This is a genomic window from Siminovitchia fordii DSM 16014 = CIP 108821 (assembly GCF_000374565.1).
GTDB lineage: Bacteria > Bacillota > Bacilli > Bacillales > Bacillaceae_C > Siminovitchia > Siminovitchia fordii.
In genome coordinates, this window is the sequence record NZ_KB894685.1 from 448695 (window position 1) to 472024 (window position 23330).

Genomic DNA, 23330 nt, shown 5'->3' on the forward strand with positions numbered 1-23330 from the left:
GCTTTATTGCACAATATAAAAATAATGATAAATGGCAATAAACAGGAGGAAACCATATTGAAAAAAGCAGCATTCGTTTTTGTCATTCTCATGCTCGGAGCCTGCGGACAGATCGATGAACAACAAAACGATAAAAGTGATGGAGGTAATCCTTCACTGCAAAATACAAAATCCGAAATTAGCCGTCAGGATAACACAGGAAACAGCGATGAAGAACGGGCTGATTACTTGGCCGAGCTTGCTTCCAACATCCCCCATGTGAAAAATGCAACGGCAGTAGTAGCCGGCGAATACGCAATTATCGGCATAGATGTAGATAAAGACTTGGACCGTTCCAAAGTGGGTTCGATCAAATATTCAGTTTCTGAAAGCATCAAACATGATCCTGCAGGGGCCGGAGCTGTCGTGGTCGCCGATCCTGATATAAATGCCAGGCTCAAGGAAATAAAAGACGATATGTCAGAAGGCAGACCGATTCAAGGGATCATAAATGAATTGGCTGATATCACAGGAAGGCTGGTTCCTGAACTGCCTCCTCGGGAAAATGACAAAAACCCTCAGGAAGTCCCTCAAAAGCAGGATGAGGAAATGGACAAGCAGGACTCCCGTCAAATCAAAAAGGAACAGAATAAGCAATCCACGGAATGATAACAGACCGTGAGACACCTGATTATTATTAGTGAATTAATCATGTAAGAAATAGACCATAACATGGTATAATGGTTTGTAAACAGAACATTATCCAGAGGTGGTCGGAATGAAAGTGCAATGCGTCATTTGCGATACACAGCACGAATTAGAAAATGACACACCCCTTGCAAAAAAATTAAGGAACAGGCCGATTCATACTTATATGTGCGATGAGTGCCATAAAAGGATTGAAGAGAAAACAAAAGCACGTCTTGCAAGCGGGCAGTTTCAGCTATACAGTTTTAAAGGGAAAGAAAAAGATTTTTAATATGAGCAGCACAAGCGCTTTGCGACATTGCAAAGAAGAGTAACAGGAGGGTTTATCGACGTACAGACAGAGCAGAAATTTACTGGGGTTTGTTTCGTTCTCAAGAAGCCAGAAATGGCCTTAACAAAAATGAAGCAAAAACGGCATCGATAGAGCCGATGTTGATTTATATCAAAGGCTGGACTCACTTCGTTAGGCACCGGCCTCCTCGAACTTACACGCCCTGTTCGACTGCTGGTTTAAGCCAGCTGCAACTTACTCCCGCTTCGCCTGCACTCAAAACGTCCTGTCAGTGGAACTTGTCAAATCTAAATGTGGCAGAAATGTTAATCACAATCTAATGTTTTCTCAACAAAAAAACCTAAAGCCATTTGGCTTTAGGTCTTTTAATTATTGAATGTCCCTGATTTTTTCTCCCTGTTCAACCTGATCTTATAAATAATCAATATGAGCGCTGCCACAACAAGCCCTTCTGCAATCGGAAGAAAAATACCAAGAAATGTGAGTAACGTACAGCCGATAAACAGAAAGATATAAATAATAGCCGATTTTAACAATGGCAGCTTTTTCGCAAATCCAAGTTTATAAACGAGGATGCATAGTGCTAATATTGTCAAAAATAAAATCCAATTTGCTGTTTTAGCATTTTGTGTCTGCAGATAATAAAACTTAAAAAATGGAGAAAATCTATCGATTGCAGCTTGGTCCGCTTTCGTCATGCCCAAGACGAAGATCAGACTAAAGATAAAGTTCATTCAGGCTACCTCCCATGTCTTAGAAAGGGATTCCTTTGATCAAAGGAATCCCCCATAAGCATACCATATTTAAGGGAGTGCTAGAAAAAAATTAGGCAAATTTTTTCTTTTTGGCCGCTTTTTCTCGTTCATTTTTGTTCAAAATTGTCTTACGTAAGCGAATGGACTCAGGAGTCACTTCGCATAGTTCATCATCATTCAAATATTCAAGGGATTCTTCCAAAGACATAATCCTCGGCCTCTTGATAACAGACGTCTGGTCTTTTGTAGCCGACCTGACATTCGTTGCATGCTTCGTTTTCGTAATATTAACAGCCAAATCATTATCGCGCGAATGCTCGCCGACAATCATCCCTTCATAAATTTCCGTACCGGGTTCAACAAATATCGTTCCACGGTCTTCCACATGCATGATGCCGTAGGTCGTAGTCTTTCCGCTTTCCATCGAAACAAGTACTCCTTGATGCCTTCCTCCGATCTGACCGGAAGCCATTGGCTGGTAGCTGTCAAAAGTGTGGTTCAAAATACCATAGCCCCTTGTCAGGGACATGAACTCTGTTGTATATCCGATCAATCCTCTTGCAGGAACATGGAAAATCAAACGAACCTGACCCTTTCCGTTATTGATCATGTCGAGCATCGTCCCTTTGCGGGAACCAAGGGATTCTATGATGCTTCCAGTGTATTCTTCCGGAGTGTCAATTTGAACATGTTCAATAGGCTCACATAGTACACCATCAATCTCTTTGACGATGACTTGCGGCTTTGACACTTGAAGTTCAAAACCCTCACGACGCATATTCTCGATTAAAATGGACAGGTGGAGTTCGCCTCTTCCCGAAACAATCCACGCATCCGGTGAATCAGTGTCTTCAACGCGGAGACTTACATCCGTTTCTAGCTGTGTTTTAAGCCTTTCCTCAATTTTTCTTGCTGTTACAAATTTACCCTCTCTGCCGGCAAAGGGGCTGTTGTTGACCAAAAATGTCATTTGAAGGGTAGGTTCATCAATCTTAAGCAGTGGCAGGGGTTCCTGATGATCGACTGGACACAGTGTTTCACCAACATTTATATCCTCCATTCCGGAAACTGCGACAATGTCCCCTGTAAAAGCCTCTTCTATTTCCATTCTTTTTAGGCCAAAGAAACCGAACAGCTTGGTTACCCGAAACTGTTTCACACTCCCATCCTGCTTCATAAGGGCGACCTGCTGGCCCACTTTGATAGTTCCTCGGAAAATGCGGCCAATTCCAACCCGGCCGACGTATTTATCATAATCTAAAAGGGATACTTGCAGTTGAAGAGGTTCTTCCCTATTTTCCACCGGTGCCGGGATGTGTGTCAAAATCGTCTCATATAATACTTCCATATTGTCTTCTTGATGATCCGGCACTTTACTTGCCGTTCCATTAATCCCTGAAGCATAAATGACCGGGAACTCCAATTGATCATCATTGGCGTCAAGCTCTATGAACAGTTCCAGAACCTCATCCACGACTTCTTCAGGACGGGCGAAATCACGGTCAATCTTGTTGACCACAACAATTGGTGTCAAGTTCTGTTCCAACGCTTTTTTTAATACAAAGCGAGTTTGGGGCATACATCCTTCATATGCATCCACTACCAGAAGTACACCGTCAACCATTTTTAAAATCCGTTCTACTTCTCCCCCGAAATCGGCATGTCCCGGTGTGTCCATGATATTGATCCTTGTATCTTTATATTGAATGGCGGTGTTTTTGGCCAAAATCGTAATACCGCGTTCACGTTCCAAATCATTTGAGTCCATTACCCGATCTTCGACATGCTCGTTTGTCCGGAATGTACCGGATTGTCTTAGAAGCTGGTCGACCAAAGTCGTCTTGCCATGGTCAACGTGAGCGATGATCGCAATATTCCTTATATCGTTTCTTGTATTCAAAGTAGTTCCTCCTGCCTGTCTATCAGCGAATGCTGGCATATAACTTAACAATTATACCACATTAGTAGCCAAGCCGATATTTTTTTTGTACAATTAGTTAATGGATAAGGAGGGCGAGCAGCGTGAATGGCATTAAGTGGAACTTTCTTTTTTTAGCCATATTAGCGGCCTTTTCCATCGTAGGGATGGGTTTTTCCCTCGGTGTAAGAAGCCTGATAGGGATGATTGTCTGTTTCATCATTTTGATTTCTGTTATGGGCTATGGCTTCGCAACAAAGAAAAAGTATAGGGAATCCGGCAAATTATAAACACTCCATGGTCATATGATTGCACATCTTATAAGAATCATACAGAAACGGTCCAGTTGTCATGACTGGACCGTTTCTTAATTTAGATGCCTTTAGACAAATATTTTTGAATGATTATTTCATGGAGTCCGGGTTTTGCCACAACAATCGGATTTTTCCCCAAAATATTTAGCGGTTCCCCTTTCAAATTTGTCACTTTCCCGCCAACTTCCTCAACAATAATTTTTCCCCCGGCAAAGTCCCACGGCGAAAGCCGCATTGTTATGTAGGCATCGAGCCTTCCAGTAGCAACAAATACAAACTCAAGTGCTGCCGAACCATAGGATCGGGTTCCTCTTGCATCGTTCACAAGTGGAATAAGTGATGTTTTCGGATCAATCAACCTGTTGGAAATTAGCCACGTTGAATTGATCCCTATCAACGCTTTTTCAACAGGCACCTCATCTAACGGCGGCAGCTTCTTTTCATTCCAATAGGCGCCTTCACCTGCTTTAGCATGGTACAACTCCTGATACACAACATCATATACATATCCCAACATAGGGCTTCCATTTTCATAAATACCGATGGAGATCATGAAATTTCTCTGCTGGTGAACAAAATTGGTGGTGCCGTCGATTGGATCTATAATCCAAATGATCCCCGATAACCCTGCCAGGTCATCTCCAAAACCTTCTTCACCTAAAATATGGTGATCTGAAAATGTTTCCCTGATTTTTTTTGTAAAAAACTGTTCCGTTTCTTGATCGATATTCGTTACTAGGTCATCCGGGTTCGATTTTGTCATAACTTCAGGTGCGGTTGCAAAAGATGAGATAATCCTTTTGCCAGCCTCCTGTAGCCATGCTTTGGCATGTTTATCTATCAATGTCCAATTTGCCATTGTCATCCTCCGATCAGTCTTTCCTTCTTCATTACTCAGCTTATTGAATATCCATTATCTTTTCAAGTGTATAAGGAGAGCGGACTATAATATTTTGGAATCCGGCACCAAAAGACGAACTCTTTCATATCAATAAACCTGAAAAGAGTTCGTCATTAGAATCTGTTATTCTGTTCATCTGCATCCATTTACAAGGCTTCCATTTTTATCAATTCAGCACGGATTCTTTCCAATTTTCGTTTTGCTTTTGTCTTCATTTCTTCGTTATTTTCTTGCATCGCATCAAACAGGACAGCGAGTTCATAGTTTAATTCGAGGTGAAGGACAGCAAGCTTCTGTTTATCCACTGACTTCTTTCGATAAGCGTTGACGACTTGCTTCATTACAAACACTCCTTCCGAGATTAGTGTGCAAGTGCTTACCTTATCATTCGCTTACTTTATCGTATGTTGCCGACTGATTGCCGGTAACAAAATTGTGCACATACCTAAGATGGTTACGAATGAGTTCTGCTTTAGTCATTAAGTACCCGCTTGTCGATACATATAAACTCATGTTGGTCCATGTCTGATGACTCCATTTTGCCTATATCCGAATTTTTTCTTCCGGAGCGGCCTGTTTCATTTTTTGAACAACATTATATGCTGAATAGCCGCTTACCTCTTCAAATTCATTGCAAATATTTTTTTCATCTGCTTTTCCCGGTACAATCTCTTTAAAACGTCGATACGCCTCAATTAGCACACTTCTTTCAATGCCTTTCTCATATGCTTTTTCTATTGATTGAAAAAAGTGGATGACGTCCACAATTTCTTCAGTAGACCAATGATGGGAAATCGGATATTGATAGTCCATTAATTATCCCTCCATTTCACTCGAATTTCTTCAGCTTCCTTTATCATCATTTTGATAAGCTCGTCTACACTCAATAACTTGTTTATCAGACCTACCGCCTGACCTGCCCACCCGAATCCTTGCTCCGGCTTACCTTCATAAATATATTTTTTGTTTGCTTCCCCGCTGATATACCTCTTCAATTCATCGTAACCGGCACCCGCTTCTTCGAGTTCGATAATCTTTTTTGACAGAGGAGTCGAAATTACGCGCCCAGGTGCTTTAAGTGTTCTTTTGATGATTTCTGTATCTGTTTCGGATCCGTCAATAATGGCCTGCTTATACTGGCTTGAGGCATGAATACATTCCTTGGTGGCAATGAACCTCGTTCCCATTTCTATCCCTTCTGCCCCAAGACTGATAGCTGCCATAAGTCCCCTGCCGTCGGCTATCCCGCCGGAAGCTATTACTGGGATTTTAACAGCGTCGACAACGGACGGGATAAGGACAAAAGTACCGGTATCTTCCCTGCCAATATGTCCTCCACCTTCCTGGCCAACCACCATGACAGCATCTGCCCCCAGTTCTTCTGCCTTTATTGCCTGGCGCTTTGCTGCAACAAGAACAAGTTTCTTTACATCTACACTTTCAAGTTCTTTAAAAAATCCCGTTGGGTTTCCCCCAGTAACTGATACTACCTGTACCCCCTCTTCAAGTGCGGCTTCCAACATATGTTCAAAAGGACGTCCGTGCTGGCCAATGGCAAAATTGACGCCAAAGGGATTATCGGTCATGGCTTTTGTTTTCCTTATTTCTTCTTTCAACTCTTCTGGATTTGAAAGGGACATGGCTGTTATTTGGCCGAGTCCTCCGGCATTTGATACCGCTGATGCCAACTCGGAATAGGCCAGGTAGGCCAATCCACCCTGAATAATCGGATACTTGATATTGAGTAAATCTGTTACTCGCGTTTTCCAATTTGCCATTTCTTATAACTCTCCTTTGTCAAATTGATTAGAGCCGCAACTCTGGTTGATAAAAAATAAAAGGAGCGCCCCATCCGGGATTCTCCTTCTTTACCATCAGTTTTCATCTGTCTTTTCATTACATTCACAGCAGCAGGAATACAACTTTGTCACTTTTTCATCCTCAAAGTAATCGATAGTAGAATTGCATTCCTGGCAGATGATGATCCCCATAATCTCCATCCCTTCCCTGCGAACAGACTTGAAAATGTATTCATTAAAGTCATAATAATATAACACATATCATTTATCAAGCCCATTTTGTATGTCACAATCAAAGTAGCAGAGTCTATTCCGATTCAGAATCAATTAAAGCCGGGTCAAGAAGTTCATATCCCTTATCACGCAAGCCAATAACAATTCTTTCCAAGCCGTCATTCGTCCATTCACGGTCATGCATAAGCAAATTGGCACCGTCCTGAAGCTGTGGTGCATTAACCATAATGTCCGCTATGGCGTCTCCTGTCATATACTCTTTCTCCCAATCATAGCCATATGTCCAATTCATCAGCAGCATGTTCTCATCTGTAGCAATCTGGCTGCTGTATTCTGTGTTCTTGCCAAAAGGAGCACGGAAAAACTTCGGCTTTTCTCCTATGATTTTTTCAACTGCTTCATTTACAGACAGTATCTCTTCCTTTTGTTTTGCTTCTGAAAGGGTAGTCAAATCGCTATGCGAATATGTATGGTTTCCGATCATAAATCCGAGTTCATGTATCTCTTTGATGACTTTTTCTTTTTCAGGAGAATTGATCAAATGTCCATTGACGAAAAAAATAGCAGGCGCATTGAGCTTTTTCAAGGTTTTGGCCATTTCCAAGGCATGTTCATCAGGAGCATCATCAATGGTTAATAGTGCGACTTTAGGGTTCGCCTCCCCAATCGGCTCCAAAGCAAATGTGTTTTGATTCAATTTATATTCCGGAGAAACGGAGATTTCCTCCTCCTGCTTTGCACTTTCCACTTTTTCCTGTTCCTCTTCCTTCTTCTCTGCCTCCTGGTTGTGATTCCTGGCTTCCTTCTTGACTGGCTCAGCCCCAGACTGCTTGTCCTCAAGAGCCGATTTCTCCGCACTGCAAGCAGCCAGAAGTAGGATTGCCGCTGTCATGGTGAATAACTTCCTCATTAATCATGTTCTCCTCTCAAATCAATAAAAATATGAACTTACTCTATTATAACTTTTTTCACTTTAATAGATATTTAATCATCGCCATTTAAAAAAAAGCCGATCTGTATAAGGTATTCAAGAACAGATGAATCCCGGCATAAGCACCCAAACTTACCATAGTAATGAAAATAGTAGTCTTATTGGATTTGACTATCATTCTTGCAAGCAAAAAGGCAAGATAAAAAAACACCGAAAACAAAATGACCTTAGCAAGAATATGGTCACGCCCCGACAGCCATTCAACGAGTGTAAAGCCGCTCCAGACCATCAACTGCAATATGAGTGCCACATATTTTTTCATGGACATGTCACCAACTTTGCGGATATAAAATGCTCCTATAATAATAATATGCACTTCCAAGAAAAATTTAAACCTTTCATATGAAAAACCCATGAAACTTCAACGTGAAGTTCCATGGGTTGTTATAAAAAATCATTATTTGATGATATGAATCGGCGTTCCTAAAGCAACTTCTGCTGCTTCCATCGTCATTTCTCCCAATGTCGGATGTGCATGGATGGTCATTGCCACATCTTCCGCTGTCATGCCTGCCTCGATGGCAAGCCCGATTTCAGCAATCATATCGGAAGCATTGGCTCCTGCAATCTGTCCACCAATGATTAAACCGTCCTCTTTGCGTGTAATCAACTTGACAAATCCATCTGTTTCATTGAGCGCCAATGCACGGCCGTTTGCAGCAAACGGAAATCTGGCTGCTTCAATTTCAATGCCTTCTTCTTTTGCTTGTTGTTCGGAATATCCGACAGATGCTAATTCAGGCTCTGAAAAGACGACTGCCGGTATGCCTATATAATCGACTTCAGAGGATTGTCCCGCAATGACTTCTGCAGCAATTTTACCTTCATAAGAAGCTTTGTGTGCAAGTTTAGGTCCATCGACAATATCACCGATCGCAAAGATGCTTGGAACATTTGATCTGAGCTGTTTGTCGACTTCGATAAGCCCTTTATCATCTATTTTAACCCCGACTTGTTCAAGGCCGAGCTCGTCTGTATTAGGCTTTCTTCCTACTGTCACCAAAACATAATCCGCTTCTATGGTTTGCTCTTCACCTTTGGCAGAATACGTTACTTTTACTCCTTGTTCCGTCTCTTCGACGCCTTTTGCCTCTGCATTGGTAACAACATTAACATTTTTCTTTTTCAAGTTGCGTTTGACAAGAGCAGTCATTTGCTTCTCGAATCCGCCAAGAATATCTTTTGTTCCCTCAATGATCGTCACTTCAGTACCGAAATTCGCATAAGTAGACCCTAGTTCGACACCGACATAACCTCCACCGATTACTACCAGGCGTTTTGGAAGCTCGTCAAGGTTGAGCGCCCCTGTTGAATCGAGGATGCGTTTTGAATATTTAAAGCCTGGAATCTCAACAGGACGGGATCCGGTTGCGATAATGGCATGCTTGAATGTGTATGTTTGTGCGGAGTTTTCATCCATCACACGAATGCTGTTTTCATCGACGAAATAGGCTTCGCCTTTTACAATGTCGACCTTATTTCCTTTTAATAGCCCTTCGACACCGCCGGTAAGTTTATTTACTACTCCGGATTTCCATTCTTGGACTTTACCAAAGTCAAGGGTAACATTTTCCGCTTTGATTCCGATGTCTTCAGAGTTCTGGGCTTCGTGGAAACGGTGGGAAGCTGAAATTAGAGCCTTTGAAGGAATACATCCTACATTCAGGCAAACTCCTCCCAATTCCCCCTTCTCAACAATCGTCACTTTTTGACCAAGCTGTGCTGCCCGAATTGCAGCCACATAACCGCCAGGTCCGGCACCAATTACAATCGTGTCTGTCTCAATTGGAAAATCTCCTACTACCATACTTTACGCCTCCATTAGTAAAAGTTCGGGATCACTTAACAGCCTCTTGATGTGATTTAATGCCTGTTGTGCAGTAGCGCCGTCAATAATCCGATGATCAAAGCTCAATGATAATGCTAACACAGGTGCGGCAACAATTTCACCATTTTTCACTACCGGTTTTTCCGCGATTCGTCCGATTCCAAGAATGGCAGTTTCCGGGTGATTGATGACCGGTGTGAACCACTGGCCGCCGGCGGAACCGATATTCGTGATTGTGCAGGAACCGCCACTCATTTCATTCGGGCTTAATTTTCCTGTTCTAGCTTTATCTGCCAATTCATTGATTTCTTTTGAAATTGTAAAAACTGATTTGGAGTCCGCGCGCTTGACAACCGGAACAAGCAAACCTCTTTCCGTATCAGCAGCAATTCCAATATTGTAGTAATGCTTTTGAATGATTTCCTCTTTTTCATCATCCACAGATGTGTTCAATGCAGGATATTCACGTAGTGCACTTACCAATGCTTTTACCACGTATGGAAGATAAGTAAGCTTGATATCCTTTTCTGCCGCAATCCCTTTGAACTTCTTACGGTGTGCAACGAGTTCTGTTACATCGACTTCATCCATGAGAGTAACATGTGGTGCGGTATGTTTAGAGTTGACCATCGCCTTTGCGATCGCCTTTCTGATGCCATTCATTTTCTCTCTTGTTTCTGGATAGTCGCCTTCTGGAACAACAGGAGCTTTCTTCTGCTGTTTCTCCTCTTGTTTCGGTGTTTCCTGCGCTTCGGCTGAGACTTCTTTTTTAGCTGGAGCTTTTAAGTATTCATCGATGTCAGACTTTAAAATCCGTCCATTTTTTCCAGAACCGTTGACTCCTTGGATGTTCACATTTTTCTCACGTGCATATTTTCTGACTGAAGGCATGGCAATAACTCTTTTGTCTGAAGCTTCTTCCTCTTTCACTTCAGGCTGATCTCCGGCTCCGGTCGTCTTTTTCTCCTGCTCAGCCTCTACCTTTACTTCCTCTTTATCGATATCTTGACCTGATTCAGCTGCTGATTGAACATCTGCCTCTGTTTCATCTTCACCATGGCTTCCTTTAAATTGAAGGTCTTCATATCCAGGTGCATCAAACTTGATAAGCACGTCACCGACGACAGCCGTCTCACCTTCTTGAACTAGAATCTCTTCGACTGTTCCGGCAACTGGAGAAGGTATTTCAACCACTGCCTTATCATTTTGAACTTCACATAAAACATCATCTTCTTCTACTTTTTTGCCTGGTTCAACGAACCATTTCACAATCTCGCCTTCGTGAATTCCTTCACCGATGTCAGGCAGCCTAAATTGAAATGACAATGTATTTCACCCTCCTGTTAAACGTTATTTCGTCCAGCGCCTATCGACTAGCAGACTTCGCGCCTCCTCCTACGATAAGTCAACCTTTATCTCTCCGGAGACACTTCAGTCTGTACGTCGATGAACAGGCGCTCGCGCTTTTGTTTTTAAAATTCAAGCACTTTTTTTGCAGTTTCCATTATATCCTTGTGGTTCGGAAGCCAAACCGGTTCCGCCTGTGAGAAAGGATATACTGTATCCGGAGCTGTTACCCTGAGAACCGGGGCGTCAAGACTCAAAATGGCACGATCATTGATTTCCGCCACAACATTCGCTGCAATTCCCGCTTGTTTCTGAGCTTCCTGGACAACAATTGCCCGATTTGTTTTTTCTACTGATTTGATGATCGTTTCTATATCAAGCGGACTGATTGTGCGAAGATCGATTACCTCAACAGAGTGACCTTCTTTTTCTAGTGCCTCAGCCGCTTTTATGGAGTCATGTACCATGGCACCGTATGTGATGATCGACAGGTCTTTCCCTTCACGTTTCACCTCTGCCTTTCCAAGCGGAAGTGTGTATTCCTCTTCAGGAACCTCCTGCCTGAAAGAGCGGTAAAGTTTCATGTGTTCCAGGAAAATGACCGGATCATTGTCACGGATGGCAGAGATCAGCAAGCCCTTCGCATCATACGGTGTTGAGGGTATAACCACTTTCAACCCCGGCTGCTGAGCCATTAAACCCTCTAAGCTGTCTGCATGCAGTTCAGGGGTATGAACGCCGCCTCCAAAAGGCGAACGGATCGTAATCGGCGCATGATAAGAGCCCCCTGTCCGATAACGCCAGCGTGCCATTTGTCCGCTGATGGAGTCCATCACTTCATAGACAAACCCGAAAAACTGGATTTCCGGAACCGGGCGGAACCCCTGAGTCGCAAGACCGATTGCAAGACCACCAATACCGGATTCGGCTAAAGGAGTGTCAAATACACGCTCTTCTCCAAATTCTTTTTGCAACCCTTCAGTCGCGCGGAAAACGCCGCCGTTCACCCCTACGTCTTCCCCAAACACAAGGACGTTTTCATCATTGCGCAGCTCGGTGCGAAGCGCGTCAGTTATAGCTTGAATCATAGTCATTTGCGCCATGGCTTACTTCGACTCCTTCACTTTATATATTTCATACTGCTCTTGCAGATTATATGGAAGTTCTTCAAACATGTTGGAAATCAAGTCTGTTACTTTCTGCTTCGGCGTATCATCAGCTTTCTTAATCGCCTGTTTGATTTCTTCTTTCGCCTTCTCTATCACTTCGTTTTCTTTCTCTTCATTCCAAAGGCCTTTGCCCTCTAAATATTTCCTAAAACGGACAATAGGATCTTTTTTCTCCCATTCATTGTCTGTATCAGAAGTACGGTAGCGTGTTGGATCATCCCCAGCCATCGTATGAGGTCCGTATCTGTAGCAGAGAGTTTCAATTAGTGTCGGCCCTCCTCCGTTAATGGCGCGGTCCCTCGCTTCACGAACGACAGCATATACCGCAAGAGGATCCATTCCGTCGACAATAACCCCAGGAATACCGGCAGCGACAGCCTTTTGGGCAATTGTTGCAGCAGCTGTTTGCTTTTCACGCGGAGTGGAGATAGCAAACTGGTTATTCTGGACGATAAAAATTGCAGGGGCACCAAATGCACCGGCAAAGTTAATACCTTCATAGAAATCTCCCTGTGATGAACCACCATCACCCGTGTATGTAGCAGCCACAGCTTTCTTCCCTCGCTTCTTCAATCCGAGAGCTACACCTGCTGCCTGTACATATTGAGCACCAATAATGATTTGAGGCGGAATTACATTCACATCCTCGGGGATCTGGTTTCCGACAAAATGGCCTCTTGAAAACAAAAATGCTTTATATAAAGGAAGCCCTTGCCATATAATTTGCGGTACATCTCTGTATCCTGGCAGTATAAAGTCCTCTTTTTCAAGTGCAAAATGAGAAGCAATAGCAGATGCTTCCTGTCCTGCAGTCGGAGCGTAGAACCCGAGGCGTCCCTGACGGTTCAAGGAAATGGAGCGTTGATCCAAGATTCGTGTGTAGACCATCCTGCTCATAAGCTCCACCAGCTGGTCATCGGAAAGGGCAGGCATCATTTTCTCATTGACCACCTCACCCTTCTCATTTAAAACTTGTACCACTTCAAACTTCTCTTGAATGCTTTCCAGCGTTTTAACCGCATCAATTTGAGCTGCCTTCGCCTTTGAAGCCATCAAAACCACCATTCCTTCCTTAACTTTTTCTGATTTTGGCTTTATCTTTAGAATACCCTAAACGGCACGTTCAACTAATGAAAAGGTCCATTCCTATATGTTTTCCACAATTGCTATGCTAAAAACCAGCCATTCTTTTCGTATCCAAACTGTATTAATTGATTTTTGCCGTTTTGTAATACAATTTTCTATATATCTCGTTTTTTAGATTACATGACAACGCCCCTTAAGTCAACGAATATAATATTAAAAAGCATGTTACTTTTAAACTTTTTCCAATCCAAACCTTACCTGTATTATAAAAAATCACACCACTGTACTATATACAAACAAAAAAATTCAGAGGTGTTATACAACATAATCTGATTGAATACACCGTCCAGTCTGCTTATACAGCAAAAAAAGGACGATCCATTCGTCCCCTAAAGTCGTGCAGCGCTAATCATTGATGATGCCTGCCTCTTTATAAAGTTTTTCTTTCTCTTCATTAAATTCTTCTGTAAATTTGTTGAACTCTTCACTAGCCGCCAGAACCTCTTCCTGTACTTTGTTGGCAGCCTCTATCTGAGCTTCCAAGTTTTCCAGCTTCAATTCTTTGTCTTTCATCAATTCATAAATCTTACGGTCTTCTTTGATTACTTTCTTATAAGCTTCGACAAGCAGCTCGTGGCTTTCGTAACGCTGAATCATTAACTTTTGCAGTTCTTTCGCTTTTCCCCTTAACTGATCGTCCTTCAGTTTATCGATTAAATTATCGATTTTGTCGAATTCTTTTTTGGAGGCTGACATCGCTTTTTCCTCTTTGGCTAAAAGTTCCTCACGTTTATCTAAATTGGCAAGCGCCTTATCGGATAGTGAAGTGATCTCATCGAACTTTTTCATACCCAATTGCATGATGTCATCAAACAGCTTCTTTTCTTCTTCTTCCAGTTTCATCAAAGGCTTTTGCTGCTTTTCAAAGTCTTTTTCCAATACGACTGTCTCTTCAAGGCTCTTATGTATTTGCTCTTCCGGACTTCCGCATGCTGAAAGGAGAGTTGCGGATGCAAGCAATATTGCAGCTAAATGACGTTTCTTCACCGATATTCCTCCCATCAATACCATAGTTTCTACTATAAAGGGAGAAAAAGGAATTTACAACCGGCGATATTTAACTGAGAGGAATGAATGTTTATTAAGTCCTTATTTAAAGTAGGTATAATGCCATTTCATTTTAACGGACAGAGGGTCCGAGACCGAAAGCTTCAAAGCAATATTAAATACATTGCGTGTTCCTTTGTCTCTAAGTCATAAGCTATATTTTGGAACCATCGCCCCAAAAACAAGCAACCATCAAAAATTGATAAACGGAAGATCTACATGACAGCCATTGTACCGTCACAGGGAATCAGTTATTTCTAAGGCGCTTACGCATTTCTTTCTTTTAACATTTTTGGTAAACTGATTTTTACAAGATACATTTCAGGAGGAAATACGATGCTGCTTATGAAAGATATTATTCGGGATGGGCATCCCACTTTAAGAGAAGTTGCAAAAGAAGTACCGCTTCCGCCCGCTCCCGCTGACATAGAAACATTAAAGAAAATGGAGGAATTCCTAAAAAACAGCCAAGATCCGGTTATCAGTGAAAAATACGGCCTGCGCGGCGGAGTCGGGCTTGCCGCCCCCCAAATTAATGTTTCCAAGAGAATGTTTTCGATGCGTGTAACTGATGATAAAGGAAAGGAATACAATTATTCGTTCATTAATCCGAAAATTGTCAGCCATTCAGTTGAAAAATCTTATTTGTCATCAGGCGAAGGATGCCTTTCAGTTGATCGAAATATACCTGGATATGTAGTTCGGCATGCAAGAGTTACTGTAAAAGGCTATAACGCGAAAGGCGAGGAAATAAAACTTCGTTTGCGGGGCCTCCCGGCCATCGTCTTCCAGCACGAACTGGATCACTTGAACGGCGTTATGTTTTACGACCACATCGACCCAAAAAACCCATTCCAACTGAAAGAAGATGCAACTCCTATCGAAAATTAATCCGGGCCTTCCGGATTTTTTTATCGTCTAAAAACTGATGTAACGCCCAGACGATAAATAACTTATTCATCACATGAAACTACTTCTGACTCCAGAACCTGTTCAGGTTGCATTGCGCCTCTTCTTACGATAAGTCAACATCGGCTCTGACGGAGAGACGCTTGAGCGTTTTGGTCTTTCAGCGTTTCAAAAGAGTCAGCCAGAAGGCCAACTTCTTTCAACCCATTGACAATTCCATCATATTCCACATCTGTTGTAACAAAATCGGCATGTTCTTTTACTGCATCGTGTGCATTGCCCATAGCGATTCCGGTTCCCACTTCCCGCAGCATTTCTATATCATTCATGCCATCCCCGAATGCATACACATCTTCCATTTTGAACCCAAGCCTGCCAATCAATTGTTGGATACCTCTCGCTTTTGATCCACCTTTCGGAACAATGTCGAGGGAAAGTTCATGCCACCTTATAAACGATACTTCTTGAATGGAGGACAAGTATCCTGCCTCATTCTCTTTAGTAAATAGGAGAGCCTGGTAAATATCTTTCTTTGTATAAAAATCCGGATCGTAATCGGGATAAGCTAATTTCAGTGTGCTCAGGCTCTTTCTGACACGCTCACTGTTTTTGGTGTTTGTTTTTAAGGTAGCCTCATTCATGTAAACAAGTGCATGCTCATGACAGTTGGCTACTTTTTCAACATCTTTCAATACCTCACTGTTTATGGGGTTTGCAGCAATCACTTCGTTCTCAAATACTACATACTGGCCATTAAAGCAGACGTAGGAGTTGATATTGAGCTCCTTAAGCAATGATGTAATCATAAAAGGAGCTCTTCCTGTTGCAATGGCTGTATAAATGCCGTTTTCTTGCAAAGTGTGGACTGCTTCCTTTGCCGATGGAGGAAGGTTTTTATCCTCGTCCAATAACGTACCATCAATGTCGAAAAAAACGATTTTTTTCATATCCAACCACATCCAATTAATATTTTTTCCATTCATATCCATGATAGTAATCCTTTTTTTCAGCATATAATAAAACAAACAAACTTGCACAAAAGAGAATTCAGTGTTCCAAGAAGCTTTTACTTTGGACAAAAATCGGTTAAAATGGATGTAAGGAGTGATTCACCATGTTTAAGAAGCTAAGAAGGAAGCTTTTGAAACAATGGAAAGATTTGCTCAAGAAAAAGACAATTGCCTGATGATTCAAATATCGCCGTTAACAAACCCTCTTTTAATACAGAGGGCTTATTCTTTTATTATATGTTATTCTTTTATTTAAAACCAAACATGTAAAAACATGCATTAATTGCAGCTTTTTAATATAATAGAGAATATTGGAATTTGAACACGGAGCTAAGGAGAGAAAGTGATGATTTATAAAGTGTACTATCAGGACAGCTTGACGGAAATGCCTGTCCGGGAAAATACGAAAGTATTGTTTGTTGAAGCAGAAAGTGACCTCGCAGTACGTCGATATCTGAAAGACCGCCAAATCAATATCGAATTTATTCAAATGTTGGAAGGGCCTTATCTTGAATATGAAAAGAATAGTCCTGCCTTCAAATTGGAGAACGCATAGGATATGAAGTTTGTTAAAAATGATCAGACGGCAGTTTTCGCCCTGGGCGGTTTGGGTGAAATCGGCAAAAACACATATGGAGTACAATTCCAGGATGAAATTATTTTGATCGATGCGGGAATAAAATTCCCAGAAGACGAGCTTCTTGGAATAGATTATGTCATCCCCGATTACACTTATATAGTCAAAAATGAAGATAAAGTGAAGGGGCTTTTTATCACGCACGGCCACGAGGACCATATTGGGGGTATCCCTTACCTTTTGAGAGAAGTCAACATTCCTATCTATGCAGGAAAGCTTGCCATGGGCCTGATTAAAAACAAACTTGAGGAGCATGGCCTCCTAAGAAAAACCAAGCTTTGTGAAATCAAAGAAGATGATGTCATCAAATTCAGAAAGACATCTGTCTCTTTCTTCAGGACAACCCATAGTATCCCTGATTCGTATGGAATTGTGGTAAAAACTCCTCCTGGTAATATTGTTCATACAGGGGATTTCAAATTTGATTTTACCCCTGTAGGAGAACCGGCAAATTTGACTAAGATGGCGGAAATCGGAAAGGAAGGCGTTCTTTGTCTGATGTCCGACAGTACGAATGCGGAAGTTCCTCATTTTACAATGTCAGAGCGCAAGGTCGGGGCAAGCATTCAAGATATTTTCCGCAAGGTTGACGGTAGAATCATCTTTGCTACTTTTGCATCAAATATTCACAGATTACAGCAAGTCGCGGATGCGGCTGTAGCCAATGATAGAAAAATTGCTGTCTTCGGGAGAAGCATGGAAGCAGCAATCGAGATCGGCCAAGAACTGGGATACATCCGCGCTCCAAAGGATACATTCATTAATACTCAGCAGCTTAATAGGCTGCCTGCAAATAAGGTGACGATCCTTTGTACCGGAAGCCAAGGCGAACCAATGGCTGCATTGTCACGCATCGCCAATGGAACGCATCGCCAAATACAGATTCAGCCTGGGGATACTGTCGTATTTTCATCCTCGCCTATTCCAGGAAATAAAAACAGCGTCAACAGGACAATCAACCTTTTATACCGTGCTGGAGCTGACGTCATTTCAGGATCGTTAAGCAATATCCATACTTCAGGTCACGGTGGCCAGGAAGAACAGAAATTGATGCTTCGTCTCATGAAGCCAAAATTTTTCCTTCCAATCCACGGAGAATTCAGAATGCAGAAGATGCATGCACAATTGGCCGTCGACTGTGGGATTCCTGAAGAGAATTGCTTTATCATGGATAATGGAGATATCCTCGCACTCAGTTCTGATCAGGCAGATGTTGCGGGTAAAATACCGTCCGGATCTGTATATATTGATGGAAGCGGAATCGGGGATATCGGTAATATCGTCCTTCGCGACCGCCGGATTTTATCAGAAGAAGGCCTTGTCATCGTTGTTGTGTCCATTGACATGGATCAGTATAAAATTGCTGCAGGGCCGGATATCATTTCCCGTGGATTTGTCTACATGAGGGAATCCGGAGATTTGATCAATGAAGCCCAACGAATGCTCACCAAACATTTAAACAAAGTGATGGACCGCAAAACAACCCAATGGTCAGAAATTAAGAATGAAATAACGGACACATTATTACCATTCTTATATGAAAGAACAAAAAGACGCCCGATGATTTTACCAATCATCATGGAAGTATAAACAAAACCAAATAAAGTGCTGCCTGCAAATTGCGGGCGGCACTTTTTATATTTGAATTTGCTTGTCAGTTGCTAGCTCTGCGATCGTGATAAATCAATTTGCCGCGAAAGACACGGGGACTTTGGCTTGGCGTCATTCCTAACCTTCACTTTTGCATTGTGGTTATACCAAAATCCTCGAGGGTAAATCCATTCTCTCGTCGGAAAAAACTTCTAAGTCACCATCGTAGTTGCTCTCACAATCATTAGCCTTTCCGGAACTAAAAATCGACCTGTATATCGCTATTCCACTTTCGCTTTTCTTACTCAACCAAGACCTTCTTCTCAAACCGGTTGATATCTGTATCAGCCCCGATAATGATTAGAATATCGTTCAACTGAAGCGGATCATTGGCCAGTGGTGAGACGATAATTTCCTTTCCCCTTTTAATAGCTACAATATTCAAACCGTATTTTGCCCGAATATCCAACTCCACAAGCGTATACCCAGCTAAGATATCATTAACCATCACCTCGACGATACTGTACTCCTCCGAGAGTTCAAGATAATCAAGGACATTTGTCGAAACAATATAATGTGCAATCCGCCTGCCCATATCCCTTTCAGGGTGAACAACATGGTCTGCCCCGATTTTTCGAAGGACCTTTTCGTGGTAGTCATTTTGCGCTTTAACGGTTATGTGTTCAACACCTAATTCCTTCAGAATAATCGTTGTCAGGATGCTTGATTGAATATTATCTCCAATAGCAACGATGACATGATCAAAATTGCGTATGCCTAAACTTTTTAGAACATTCTCGTCCGTTGTGTCGGCAATGACTGCCTGCGTTGCTGTAGTAGCAAATTCGTTCACACGATCTTCGTTCATATCGATGGCCATCACTTCCATACCCTGTTCGGTTAGGGAACGGACAATACTCCCTCCGAAACGCCCAAGGCCGATGACCGCAAATTCTTTTTTCAATTTCATTCCTCCACTTTCGATATGATGTCATTTTAGCATACTAGAGACCATTCACACATTAAAAACAGGGAAGTAGTATGTAAAAACTTCTCTCCGGAACCTCAAAAAAAAAAGCAAATCCATCGTTATAGACGAATTTACTTTTTAATTACCCCATTTTTAAATGCATATATAACAGCCTGCGTTCTGTCTTGAACCTCCAGTTTGCTCAAAATATTACTGACATGTGTTTTAACTGTTTTTAAAGTAATAAAAAGTTCATCGGCAATTTCTTTATTTGCTTTACCTTCTGTCATCAAATTAAGGATTTCCATTTCCCGGTTTGTTAAATCATCATGGAGCGGACGCTTTGTTTCATACTGAAACTTTCTCATCATTTTATCCGTAACTTCAGGCTCTAACACTTTCCGGCCTTTAAATGCGGATCTGACAGCATCCGCAATGTCACTGGCCTTGGACGTTTTTAACATATAGCCGGCAGCACCAGCCTCCAGCGCTGGATATACTTTTTCATCATCCAAAAAGCTCGTTACTATCAATATTTTCGCCTCAGGCCATTCTTCCAGAATCATTTTTGTGGCATCTATACCGTTCATGCCCTCCATGACCAAATCCATTAAAATGATATCCGGGCGGAGCGACAAGGCAAGGTCAACTCCCTGTTTTCCATCCCCCGCCTCACCGATCACTTCTATATCCTCTTGAACAGATAAATAAGCCGAAACACCAATTCGAACCATTTCATGATCATCGACTAACAGAACTTTGATCATTCTTTTATCCTCCCTCCTGATTTGGCAGAGGAATTTTAACTTCGATGCTTGTTCCCCTTCCCGGCAAACTGACTATCTTGATATTTCCTCCAATTTCTGAAGACCTTTCCTTCATATTTGTTAATCCATAGGAACCGGCCTTTTGATCGTCCATTTTGAAGCCTTTGCCGTCATCAATCACTTTTAAAAATACGAATTGATCCACTTCCATCATATGGACTTCAAGTGTTTTTGCTTTTGCGTGTCTTAAAGTGTTTGAAACCGCCTCCTGCAATATACGGAATAAGTGATCCTCAATTCCTTTTTCCAATTGAACGTCCTGTAAGTTCCATGTTACCTTCAAAGGAAGTTTGGCTGTAAATTCGGACAAGAGTTCCTGCATGCCGTCTTTAAGGCTTTTGCCCTCCAACTGAATTGGCCTAAGATGAAGAAGCAATGCCCTCATTTCAGATTGGGCTTCATTAATGATCCCTTCGACTAAAATCCGTTGTTTTGTAGTAGCATCACTTGTTGGATCAGGACTTTGATTGATTGCTGATAAAAGCATCGTGGCAGCAAAAAGCTGCTGGCTGACAGAATCATGAAGCTCCCTTGCCAGCCGATTTCTTTCCTTGGTTAGAACCTCTTCTTTTAACTCCCTGTTCCATTTCACCCGTTCGTTGGTGAATTTTTGATACAACATCGTTTGCTCTCTTAGCCGGACCCTGATGTTTTCGATCCCTTGCCAGATTGACGGGAAATTATCGTTTTTTGCCGGCGGAATACTTACCCGGTCATAATTTCCACCTTCCAGCTCCAGAAGACTCCATTCAATCTTTTCTACTTTTTTGTCAATAGAGATTCCGACTATGTAACCGGCAATCGAACCCACCAATAAACATATGGCGAGGATAAAGAAGACATTTGGAACAAGCAAATAACTTTTTTGCATCAATGATTGATACCAATCTGTATCAACAGTAAATAAAAATATCAAAAGGACAAATAGAAAAACGAAGAGGGCCAGGGACGCAAAGTAAAATGACAATGTTCTGGCCATTTTCATGTGCGTCTCACCTCAACATCTCCGAAAACTACACTTGTTACAATTTTTATTCTCCGGGATGCTGTCTCGTCATCTCCGTCTGTATAGTAAATGACGTTGGAATTCAATAGCTCTTCTTCCTGATTGAAAATATTTAATTTGCCGCTAATTGCTGAATGATTAATGGTTACGGAAGCATCGATAGGCACAATTAGCTGTATATTACCAACTAATCCGCGTATGAGAACGACACTTTCTCCCGGTGGAAGCATAGTCATTCCCAGATCAATAATCGTATTTCCAAACCCGCACTGTATATTAATATCATCCCATTCGAATATTTCGTTGACAACCCTTCGATTTCCAGAAAGCATGTTCTTAATAAAAGGTATTTTCTTCTTGATTTTTGTCTGTTGGTTGGGCTGAATTGTATCTACGATTATTTTCTTTGGCTGATTTTTCGTTTTTGAATATTGGATAAGTGCGTAAATCGCTGCCGAAATGATGAAAATTTTAAAGACGGCCGTAGAAATGAGGGGAATAAAAACAAGTGATACCCCGATTATTAAGTACATTTTCTTTGAATCTCTAAACTTTTGGCTTTTCCAGTAATATATGATGAAACAACCTATGAGGAGAGGGACAAATAGCCTCCAATTGAGCAGAAGCTCAAGCGCCATTCCAAATCCCGCAAACAGCATGACCCAGCCAATTTTGCTGTTTCTACTAATGTTTTTCATTGGTGTCCCCCCTCATCGGTATGTTAGCCATAATAATATGTGTTCAAAAAGTTCCAATCAAAAGCTATTGGCTCGAGCAGCAGAATTTTTGAACATCCTCTTCTATTCTATCACGAGTTGTCTCTTAATTCGCCTGTATCTTGTTTATTCATTTCTTTTGCAAGCTGCTGAATACGTGCATCGAAAATGCTGATTTCATATTCATCATTTGCTTTCTTTTCCTCCCGTTCAAATAACTTTCCAACGCTCTCCATGTTTTCGGCGGGAATACCGAATTCAGTTTCCTTCAGTACCCTGTTCATTTTATTTTTCATTAATACTACATTTTCCTGCCCCATAAGCTCCAATCGTTTCATATGCATATCCTTCAGCTTTAACTTCATTTCCCGATACTTGTACTCGAGCTCCTCCAATTGGTTTACTGAATTGTTATAGGCAAGCTTCAATCGTTCTGCACGTTCCTCATATTCAGCCTGTTCACGCAATGCGATTTCTGATAAGTCCTCAGCTCCTGCTTTCAAAGCAATTTCCCCTTGTTCTTTTCTCTTTTCAGCCATTTTGTCTACATGCTGCCATTCTTTGTAAAATTCATCCCTCAAAAGCTTCTGCCTTTCAATCAGCTTTGCTGCTTTTTTCACTTCCGCTTCGCTTTCTCGCAAATATTGATTTAGAAGAGAGATGGGATTCGCCTGCTTTTGTCTCTCGGCTACGTCATAAAAGTCATCTTTTATGGCTTGTTTAATTTTTTCAAATAAAGTGTTCATTTTTCAGTCTCCTTTAATTTTCAAATTTTTGTGCGGCTTTTTTCTAGGTCTTTCCATTGGCGTTCAAAGCTCGCAAACGGATCTTGCTCTGTATCAACTTTCTCTACTTTTTCTTTTTTCCAGTTTTTATATCCGACGTACAGGACATAAATGGCCGCTATTCCTGCCAATGCCGGCAAATTGCCAAGTAAACCTGACAGCCCGATCACTCCGATAATCCCCCAAGCAATCTTTTGCCATGTGGATCTGGTTTTTAAAAATTGTTTAAGCGAATAATAAACAATGATCAGACTGATCGCCAATCCAACTATGTTTCCTAGGCTTGCAAAGGCAATTATTGCCAAAATGACAGCCAATGTGAAAGCAAGCAAGTTTTTCATTTTTTTCTCTCCTTTCATACCTGTTGACTTTATCTTAAATAATGAATCAAAATTACCAAACGACCCTAAGCCGTGTTTTTCTCTAAGACCTGAGACTGAGACACCGAAAAG

Annotated in this window: 27 protein-coding genes; 6 read left to right on the forward strand and 21 right to left on the reverse strand. The window is 41.7% G+C overall.

The annotated features are described in order from the left end of the window. Positions 1-57: 57 nt before the first annotated feature. Positions 58-648 (forward strand): YhcN/YlaJ family sporulation lipoprotein, encoded by a 591-nt coding sequence (locus C509_RS0102250; RefSeq protein WP_018705277.1) that lies wholly within the window; start codon positions 58-60, stop codon positions 646-648. A gap of 109 nt (positions 649-757) precedes the next feature. Then, positions 758-958, forward strand: a complete 201-nt coding sequence (locus C509_RS0102255) for a YlaI family protein (RefSeq protein WP_018705278.1) — start codon at positions 758-760, stop codon at positions 956-958. Positions 959-1344: 386 nt separating this feature from the next. Here the strand turns inward: C509_RS0102255 and C509_RS0102260 are convergent, their stop codons facing one another. Then, positions 1345-1713 carry a YlaH-like family protein gene (locus C509_RS0102260; RefSeq protein WP_018705279.1) on the reverse strand — a complete coding sequence of 123 codons (369 nt, stop codon included), beginning with the start codon at positions 1711-1713 and terminating at the stop codon, positions 1345-1347. A 91-nt stretch (positions 1714-1804) separates the two neighbouring features. After that, positions 1805-3673, reverse strand: a complete 1869-nt coding sequence (typA, locus tag C509_RS0102265; RefSeq protein WP_051088660.1) for a translational GTPase TypA — start codon at positions 3671-3673, stop codon at positions 1805-1807. An 83-nt stretch (positions 3674-3756) separates the two neighbouring features. Here typA and C509_RS0102270 point away from each other — a divergent pair, with 83 nt between their 5' ends. Further along, positions 3757-3942: a YlaF family protein gene (locus C509_RS0102270; protein ID WP_018705281.1), complete on the forward strand. Its 186-nt coding sequence runs from the start codon at positions 3757-3759 to the stop codon at positions 3940-3942. An 82-nt stretch (positions 3943-4024) separates the two neighbouring features. On the opposite strand, the gene C509_RS0102275 is transcribed toward C509_RS0102270, so the two are convergent. The 12 genes from C509_RS0102275 to C509_RS0102325 form a co-directional block, all read right to left on the reverse strand. Next, positions 4025-4825, reverse strand: a complete 801-nt coding sequence (locus tag C509_RS0102275; protein ID WP_018705282.1) for an inositol monophosphatase family protein — start codon at positions 4823-4825, stop codon at positions 4025-4027. A 188-nt stretch (positions 4826-5013) separates the two neighbouring features. Beyond that, entirely contained in the window at positions 5014-5208 is a 195-nt protein-coding gene (locus C509_RS0102280) for a hypothetical protein (RefSeq protein ID WP_018705283.1), read from the reverse strand. 202 nt (positions 5209-5410) lie between these two features. Continuing rightward, positions 5411-5680 (reverse strand): UPF0223 family protein, encoded by a 270-nt coding sequence (locus C509_RS0102285; RefSeq protein ID WP_018705284.1) that lies wholly within the window; start codon positions 5678-5680, stop codon positions 5411-5413. Further along, complete coding sequence (locus C509_RS0102290) at positions 5680-6645, reverse strand: NAD(P)H-dependent flavin oxidoreductase (RefSeq protein ID WP_018705285.1); 966 nt, start codon at positions 6643-6645, stop codon at positions 5680-5682. The genes C509_RS0102285 and C509_RS0102290 overlap by 1 nt, the downstream gene beginning before the upstream one ends. Positions 6646-6741: 96 nt before the next feature. Next, positions 6742-6867, reverse strand: coding sequence for a GapA-binding peptide SR1P (locus tag C509_RS25310; protein ID WP_373315218.1), 126 nt, complete (start codon positions 6865-6867; stop codon positions 6742-6744). 106 nt (positions 6868-6973) lie between these two features. Then, on the reverse strand, positions 6974-7810 hold the full coding sequence (locus tag C509_RS0102295; RefSeq protein ID WP_018705286.1) for a polysaccharide deacetylase family protein: 837 nt from the start codon (positions 7808-7810) through the stop codon (positions 6974-6976). An 88-nt stretch (positions 7811-7898) separates the two neighbouring features. Then, the gene (locus tag C509_RS0102300; RefSeq protein WP_026319638.1) at positions 7899-8153 is read right to left on the reverse strand and encodes a hypothetical protein; all 255 of its coding nucleotides are present in this window, start codon (positions 8151-8153) and stop codon (positions 7899-7901) included. 135 nt (positions 8154-8288) lie between these two features. Then, positions 8289-9698 (reverse strand): dihydrolipoyl dehydrogenase, encoded by a 1410-nt coding sequence (gene lpdA, locus C509_RS0102305; protein WP_018705288.1) that lies wholly within the window; start codon positions 9696-9698, stop codon positions 8289-8291. Between the two features lie 3 nt (positions 9699-9701). Beyond that, complete coding sequence (locus tag C509_RS0102310; RefSeq protein WP_018705289.1) at positions 9702-11045, reverse strand: dihydrolipoamide acetyltransferase family protein; 1344 nt, start codon at positions 11043-11045, stop codon at positions 9702-9704. Positions 11046-11191: 146 nt separating this feature from the next. Beyond that, positions 11192-12169, reverse strand: coding sequence for an alpha-ketoacid dehydrogenase subunit beta (locus tag C509_RS0102315; RefSeq protein ID WP_018705290.1), 978 nt, complete (start codon positions 12167-12169; stop codon positions 11192-11194). A 3-nt stretch (positions 12170-12172) separates the two neighbouring features. Then, on the reverse strand, positions 12173-13288 hold the full coding sequence (pdhA, locus tag C509_RS0102320) for a pyruvate dehydrogenase (acetyl-transferring) E1 component subunit alpha (RefSeq protein ID WP_026319639.1): 1116 nt from the start codon (positions 13286-13288) through the stop codon (positions 12173-12175). Between the two features lie 438 nt (positions 13289-13726). Continuing rightward, positions 13727-14368 (reverse strand): YkyA family protein, encoded by a 642-nt coding sequence (locus C509_RS0102325; RefSeq protein ID WP_018705292.1) that lies wholly within the window; start codon positions 14366-14368, stop codon positions 13727-13729. A 396-nt stretch (positions 14369-14764) separates the two neighbouring features. Between C509_RS0102325 and def the strand changes: the two genes are divergently transcribed. After that, on the forward strand, positions 14765-15319 hold the full coding sequence (def, locus tag C509_RS0102330) for a peptide deformylase (protein ID WP_018705293.1): 555 nt from the start codon (positions 14765-14767) through the stop codon (positions 15317-15319). A 134-nt stretch (positions 15320-15453) separates the two neighbouring features. On the opposite strand, the gene C509_RS23220 is transcribed toward def, so the two are convergent. Continuing rightward, the gene (locus C509_RS23220) at positions 15454-16284 is read right to left on the reverse strand and encodes a Cof-type HAD-IIB family hydrolase (protein ID WP_083934522.1); all 831 of its coding nucleotides are present in this window, start codon (positions 16282-16284) and stop codon (positions 15454-15456) included. A 409-nt stretch (positions 16285-16693) separates the two neighbouring features. Here C509_RS23220 and C509_RS0102340 point away from each other — a divergent pair, with 409 nt between their 5' ends. Both C509_RS0102340 and rnjA read left to right on the forward strand, forming a co-directional pair. Continuing rightward, positions 16694-16903, forward strand: coding sequence for a DNA-dependent RNA polymerase subunit epsilon (locus C509_RS0102340; protein ID WP_018705295.1), 210 nt, complete (start codon positions 16694-16696; stop codon positions 16901-16903). Between the two features lie 3 nt (positions 16904-16906). Further along, positions 16907-18574 carry a ribonuclease J1 gene (rnjA, locus tag C509_RS0102345; RefSeq protein ID WP_018705296.1) on the forward strand — a complete coding sequence of 556 codons (1668 nt, stop codon included), beginning with the start codon at positions 16907-16909 and terminating at the stop codon, positions 18572-18574. 301 nt (positions 18575-18875) lie between these two features. On the opposite strand, the gene C509_RS0102350 is transcribed toward rnjA, so the two are convergent. The 6 genes from C509_RS0102350 to C509_RS0102375 form a co-directional block, all read right to left on the reverse strand. Continuing rightward, positions 18876-19544 (reverse strand): potassium channel family protein, encoded by a 669-nt coding sequence (locus C509_RS0102350; protein WP_033369606.1) that lies wholly within the window; start codon positions 19542-19544, stop codon positions 18876-18878. Positions 19545-19675: 131 nt separating this feature from the next. Beyond that, positions 19676-20311, reverse strand: a complete 636-nt coding sequence (locus C509_RS0102355; protein WP_018705298.1) for a response regulator — start codon at positions 20309-20311, stop codon at positions 19676-19678. Positions 20312-20315: 4 nt separating this feature from the next. Then, the gene (locus C509_RS0102360; protein WP_018705299.1) at positions 20316-21356 is read right to left on the reverse strand and encodes a sensor histidine kinase; all 1041 of its coding nucleotides are present in this window, start codon (positions 21354-21356) and stop codon (positions 20316-20318) included. After that, on the reverse strand, positions 21353-22075 hold the full coding sequence (gene liaF / locus C509_RS0102365) for a cell wall-active antibiotics response protein LiaF (protein WP_018705300.1): 723 nt from the start codon (positions 22073-22075) through the stop codon (positions 21353-21355). Before liaF ends, C509_RS0102360 begins: the two co-directional genes overlap by 4 nt. Before the next feature lie 110 nt (positions 22076-22185). Then, the gene (locus tag C509_RS0102370; RefSeq protein WP_018705301.1) at positions 22186-22839 is read right to left on the reverse strand and encodes a PspA/IM30 family protein; all 654 of its coding nucleotides are present in this window, start codon (positions 22837-22839) and stop codon (positions 22186-22188) included. Positions 22840-22859: 20 nt separating this feature from the next. Next, positions 22860-23219 carry a lmo0954 family membrane protein gene (locus C509_RS0102375; protein ID WP_018705302.1) on the reverse strand — a complete coding sequence of 120 codons (360 nt, stop codon included), beginning with the start codon at positions 23217-23219 and terminating at the stop codon, positions 22860-22862. Positions 23220-23330 lie beyond the last annotated feature (111 nt).

Bases quoted from the DNA above. Each gene is read 5' to 3' on its own strand.
- C509_RS0102255 (WP_018705278.1), top strand. From the start codon at position 758: ATGAAAGTGCAATGCGTCATTTGCGATACACAGCACGAATTAGAAAAT.
- C509_RS0102260 (WP_018705279.1), bottom strand. From the start codon at position 1,713: ATGAACTTTATCTTTAGTCTGATCTTCGTCTTGGGCATGACGAAAGCG.
- typA (WP_051088660.1), bottom strand. From the start codon at position 3,673: ATGCCAGCATTCGCTGATAGACAGGCAGGAGGAACTACTTTGAATACA.
- C509_RS0102275 (WP_018705282.1), bottom strand. From the start codon at position 4,825: ATGGCAAATTGGACATTGATAGATAAACATGCCAAAGCATGGCTACAG.
- C509_RS0102280 (WP_018705283.1), bottom strand. From the start codon at position 5,208: ATGAAGCAAGTCGTCAACGCTTATCGAAAGAAGTCAGTGGATAAACAG.
- C509_RS0102285 (WP_018705284.1), bottom strand. From the start codon at position 5,680: ATGGACTATCAATATCCGATTTCCCATCATTGGTCTACTGAAGAAATT.
- C509_RS0102290 (WP_018705285.1), bottom strand. From the start codon at position 6,645: ATGGCAAATTGGAAAACGCGAGTAACAGATTTACTCAATATCAAGTAT.
- C509_RS25310 (WP_373315218.1), bottom strand. From the start codon at position 6,867: ATGGAGATTATGGGGATCATCATCTGCCAGGAATGCAATTCTACTATC.
- C509_RS0102295 (WP_018705286.1), bottom strand. From the start codon at position 7,810: ATGAGGAAGTTATTCACCATGACAGCGGCAATCCTACTTCTGGCTGCT.
- C509_RS0102300 (WP_026319638.1), bottom strand. From the start codon at position 8,153: ATGAAAAAATATGTGGCACTCATATTGCAGTTGATGGTCTGGAGCGGC.
- lpdA (WP_018705288.1), bottom strand. From the start codon at position 9,698: ATGGTAGTAGGAGATTTTCCAATTGAGACAGACACGATTGTAATTGGT.
- C509_RS0102315 (WP_018705290.1), bottom strand. From the start codon at position 12,169: ATGGCGCAAATGACTATGATTCAAGCTATAACTGACGCGCTTCGCACC.
- pdhA (WP_026319639.1), bottom strand. From the start codon at position 13,288: ATGGCTTCAAAGGCGAAGGCAGCTCAAATTGATGCGGTTAAAACGCTG.
- def (WP_018705293.1), top strand. From the start codon at position 14,765: ATGCTGCTTATGAAAGATATTATTCGGGATGGGCATCCCACTTTAAGA.
- C509_RS23220 (WP_083934522.1), bottom strand. From the start codon at position 16,284: ATGAAAAAAATCGTTTTTTTCGACATTGATGGTACGTTATTGGACGAG.
- C509_RS0102340 (WP_018705295.1), top strand. From the start codon at position 16,694: ATGATTTATAAAGTGTACTATCAGGACAGCTTGACGGAAATGCCTGTC.
- rnjA (WP_018705296.1), top strand. From the start codon at position 16,907: ATGAAGTTTGTTAAAAATGATCAGACGGCAGTTTTCGCCCTGGGCGGT.
- C509_RS0102350 (WP_033369606.1), bottom strand. From the start codon at position 19,544: ATGAAATTGAAAAAAGAATTTGCGGTCATCGGCCTTGGGCGTTTCGGA.
- C509_RS0102355 (WP_018705298.1), bottom strand. From the start codon at position 20,311: ATGATCAAAGTTCTGTTAGTCGATGATCATGAAATGGTTCGAATTGGT.
- C509_RS0102360 (WP_018705299.1), bottom strand. From the start codon at position 21,356: ATGAAAATGGCCAGAACATTGTCATTTTACTTTGCGTCCCTGGCCCTC.
- liaF (WP_018705300.1), bottom strand. From the start codon at position 22,075: ATGAAAAACATTAGTAGAAACAGCAAAATTGGCTGGGTCATGCTGTTT.
- C509_RS0102370 (WP_018705301.1), bottom strand. From the start codon at position 22,839: ATGAACACTTTATTTGAAAAAATTAAACAAGCCATAAAAGATGACTTT.
- C509_RS0102375 (WP_018705302.1), bottom strand. From the start codon at position 23,219: ATGAAAAACTTGCTTGCTTTCACATTGGCTGTCATTTTGGCAATAATT.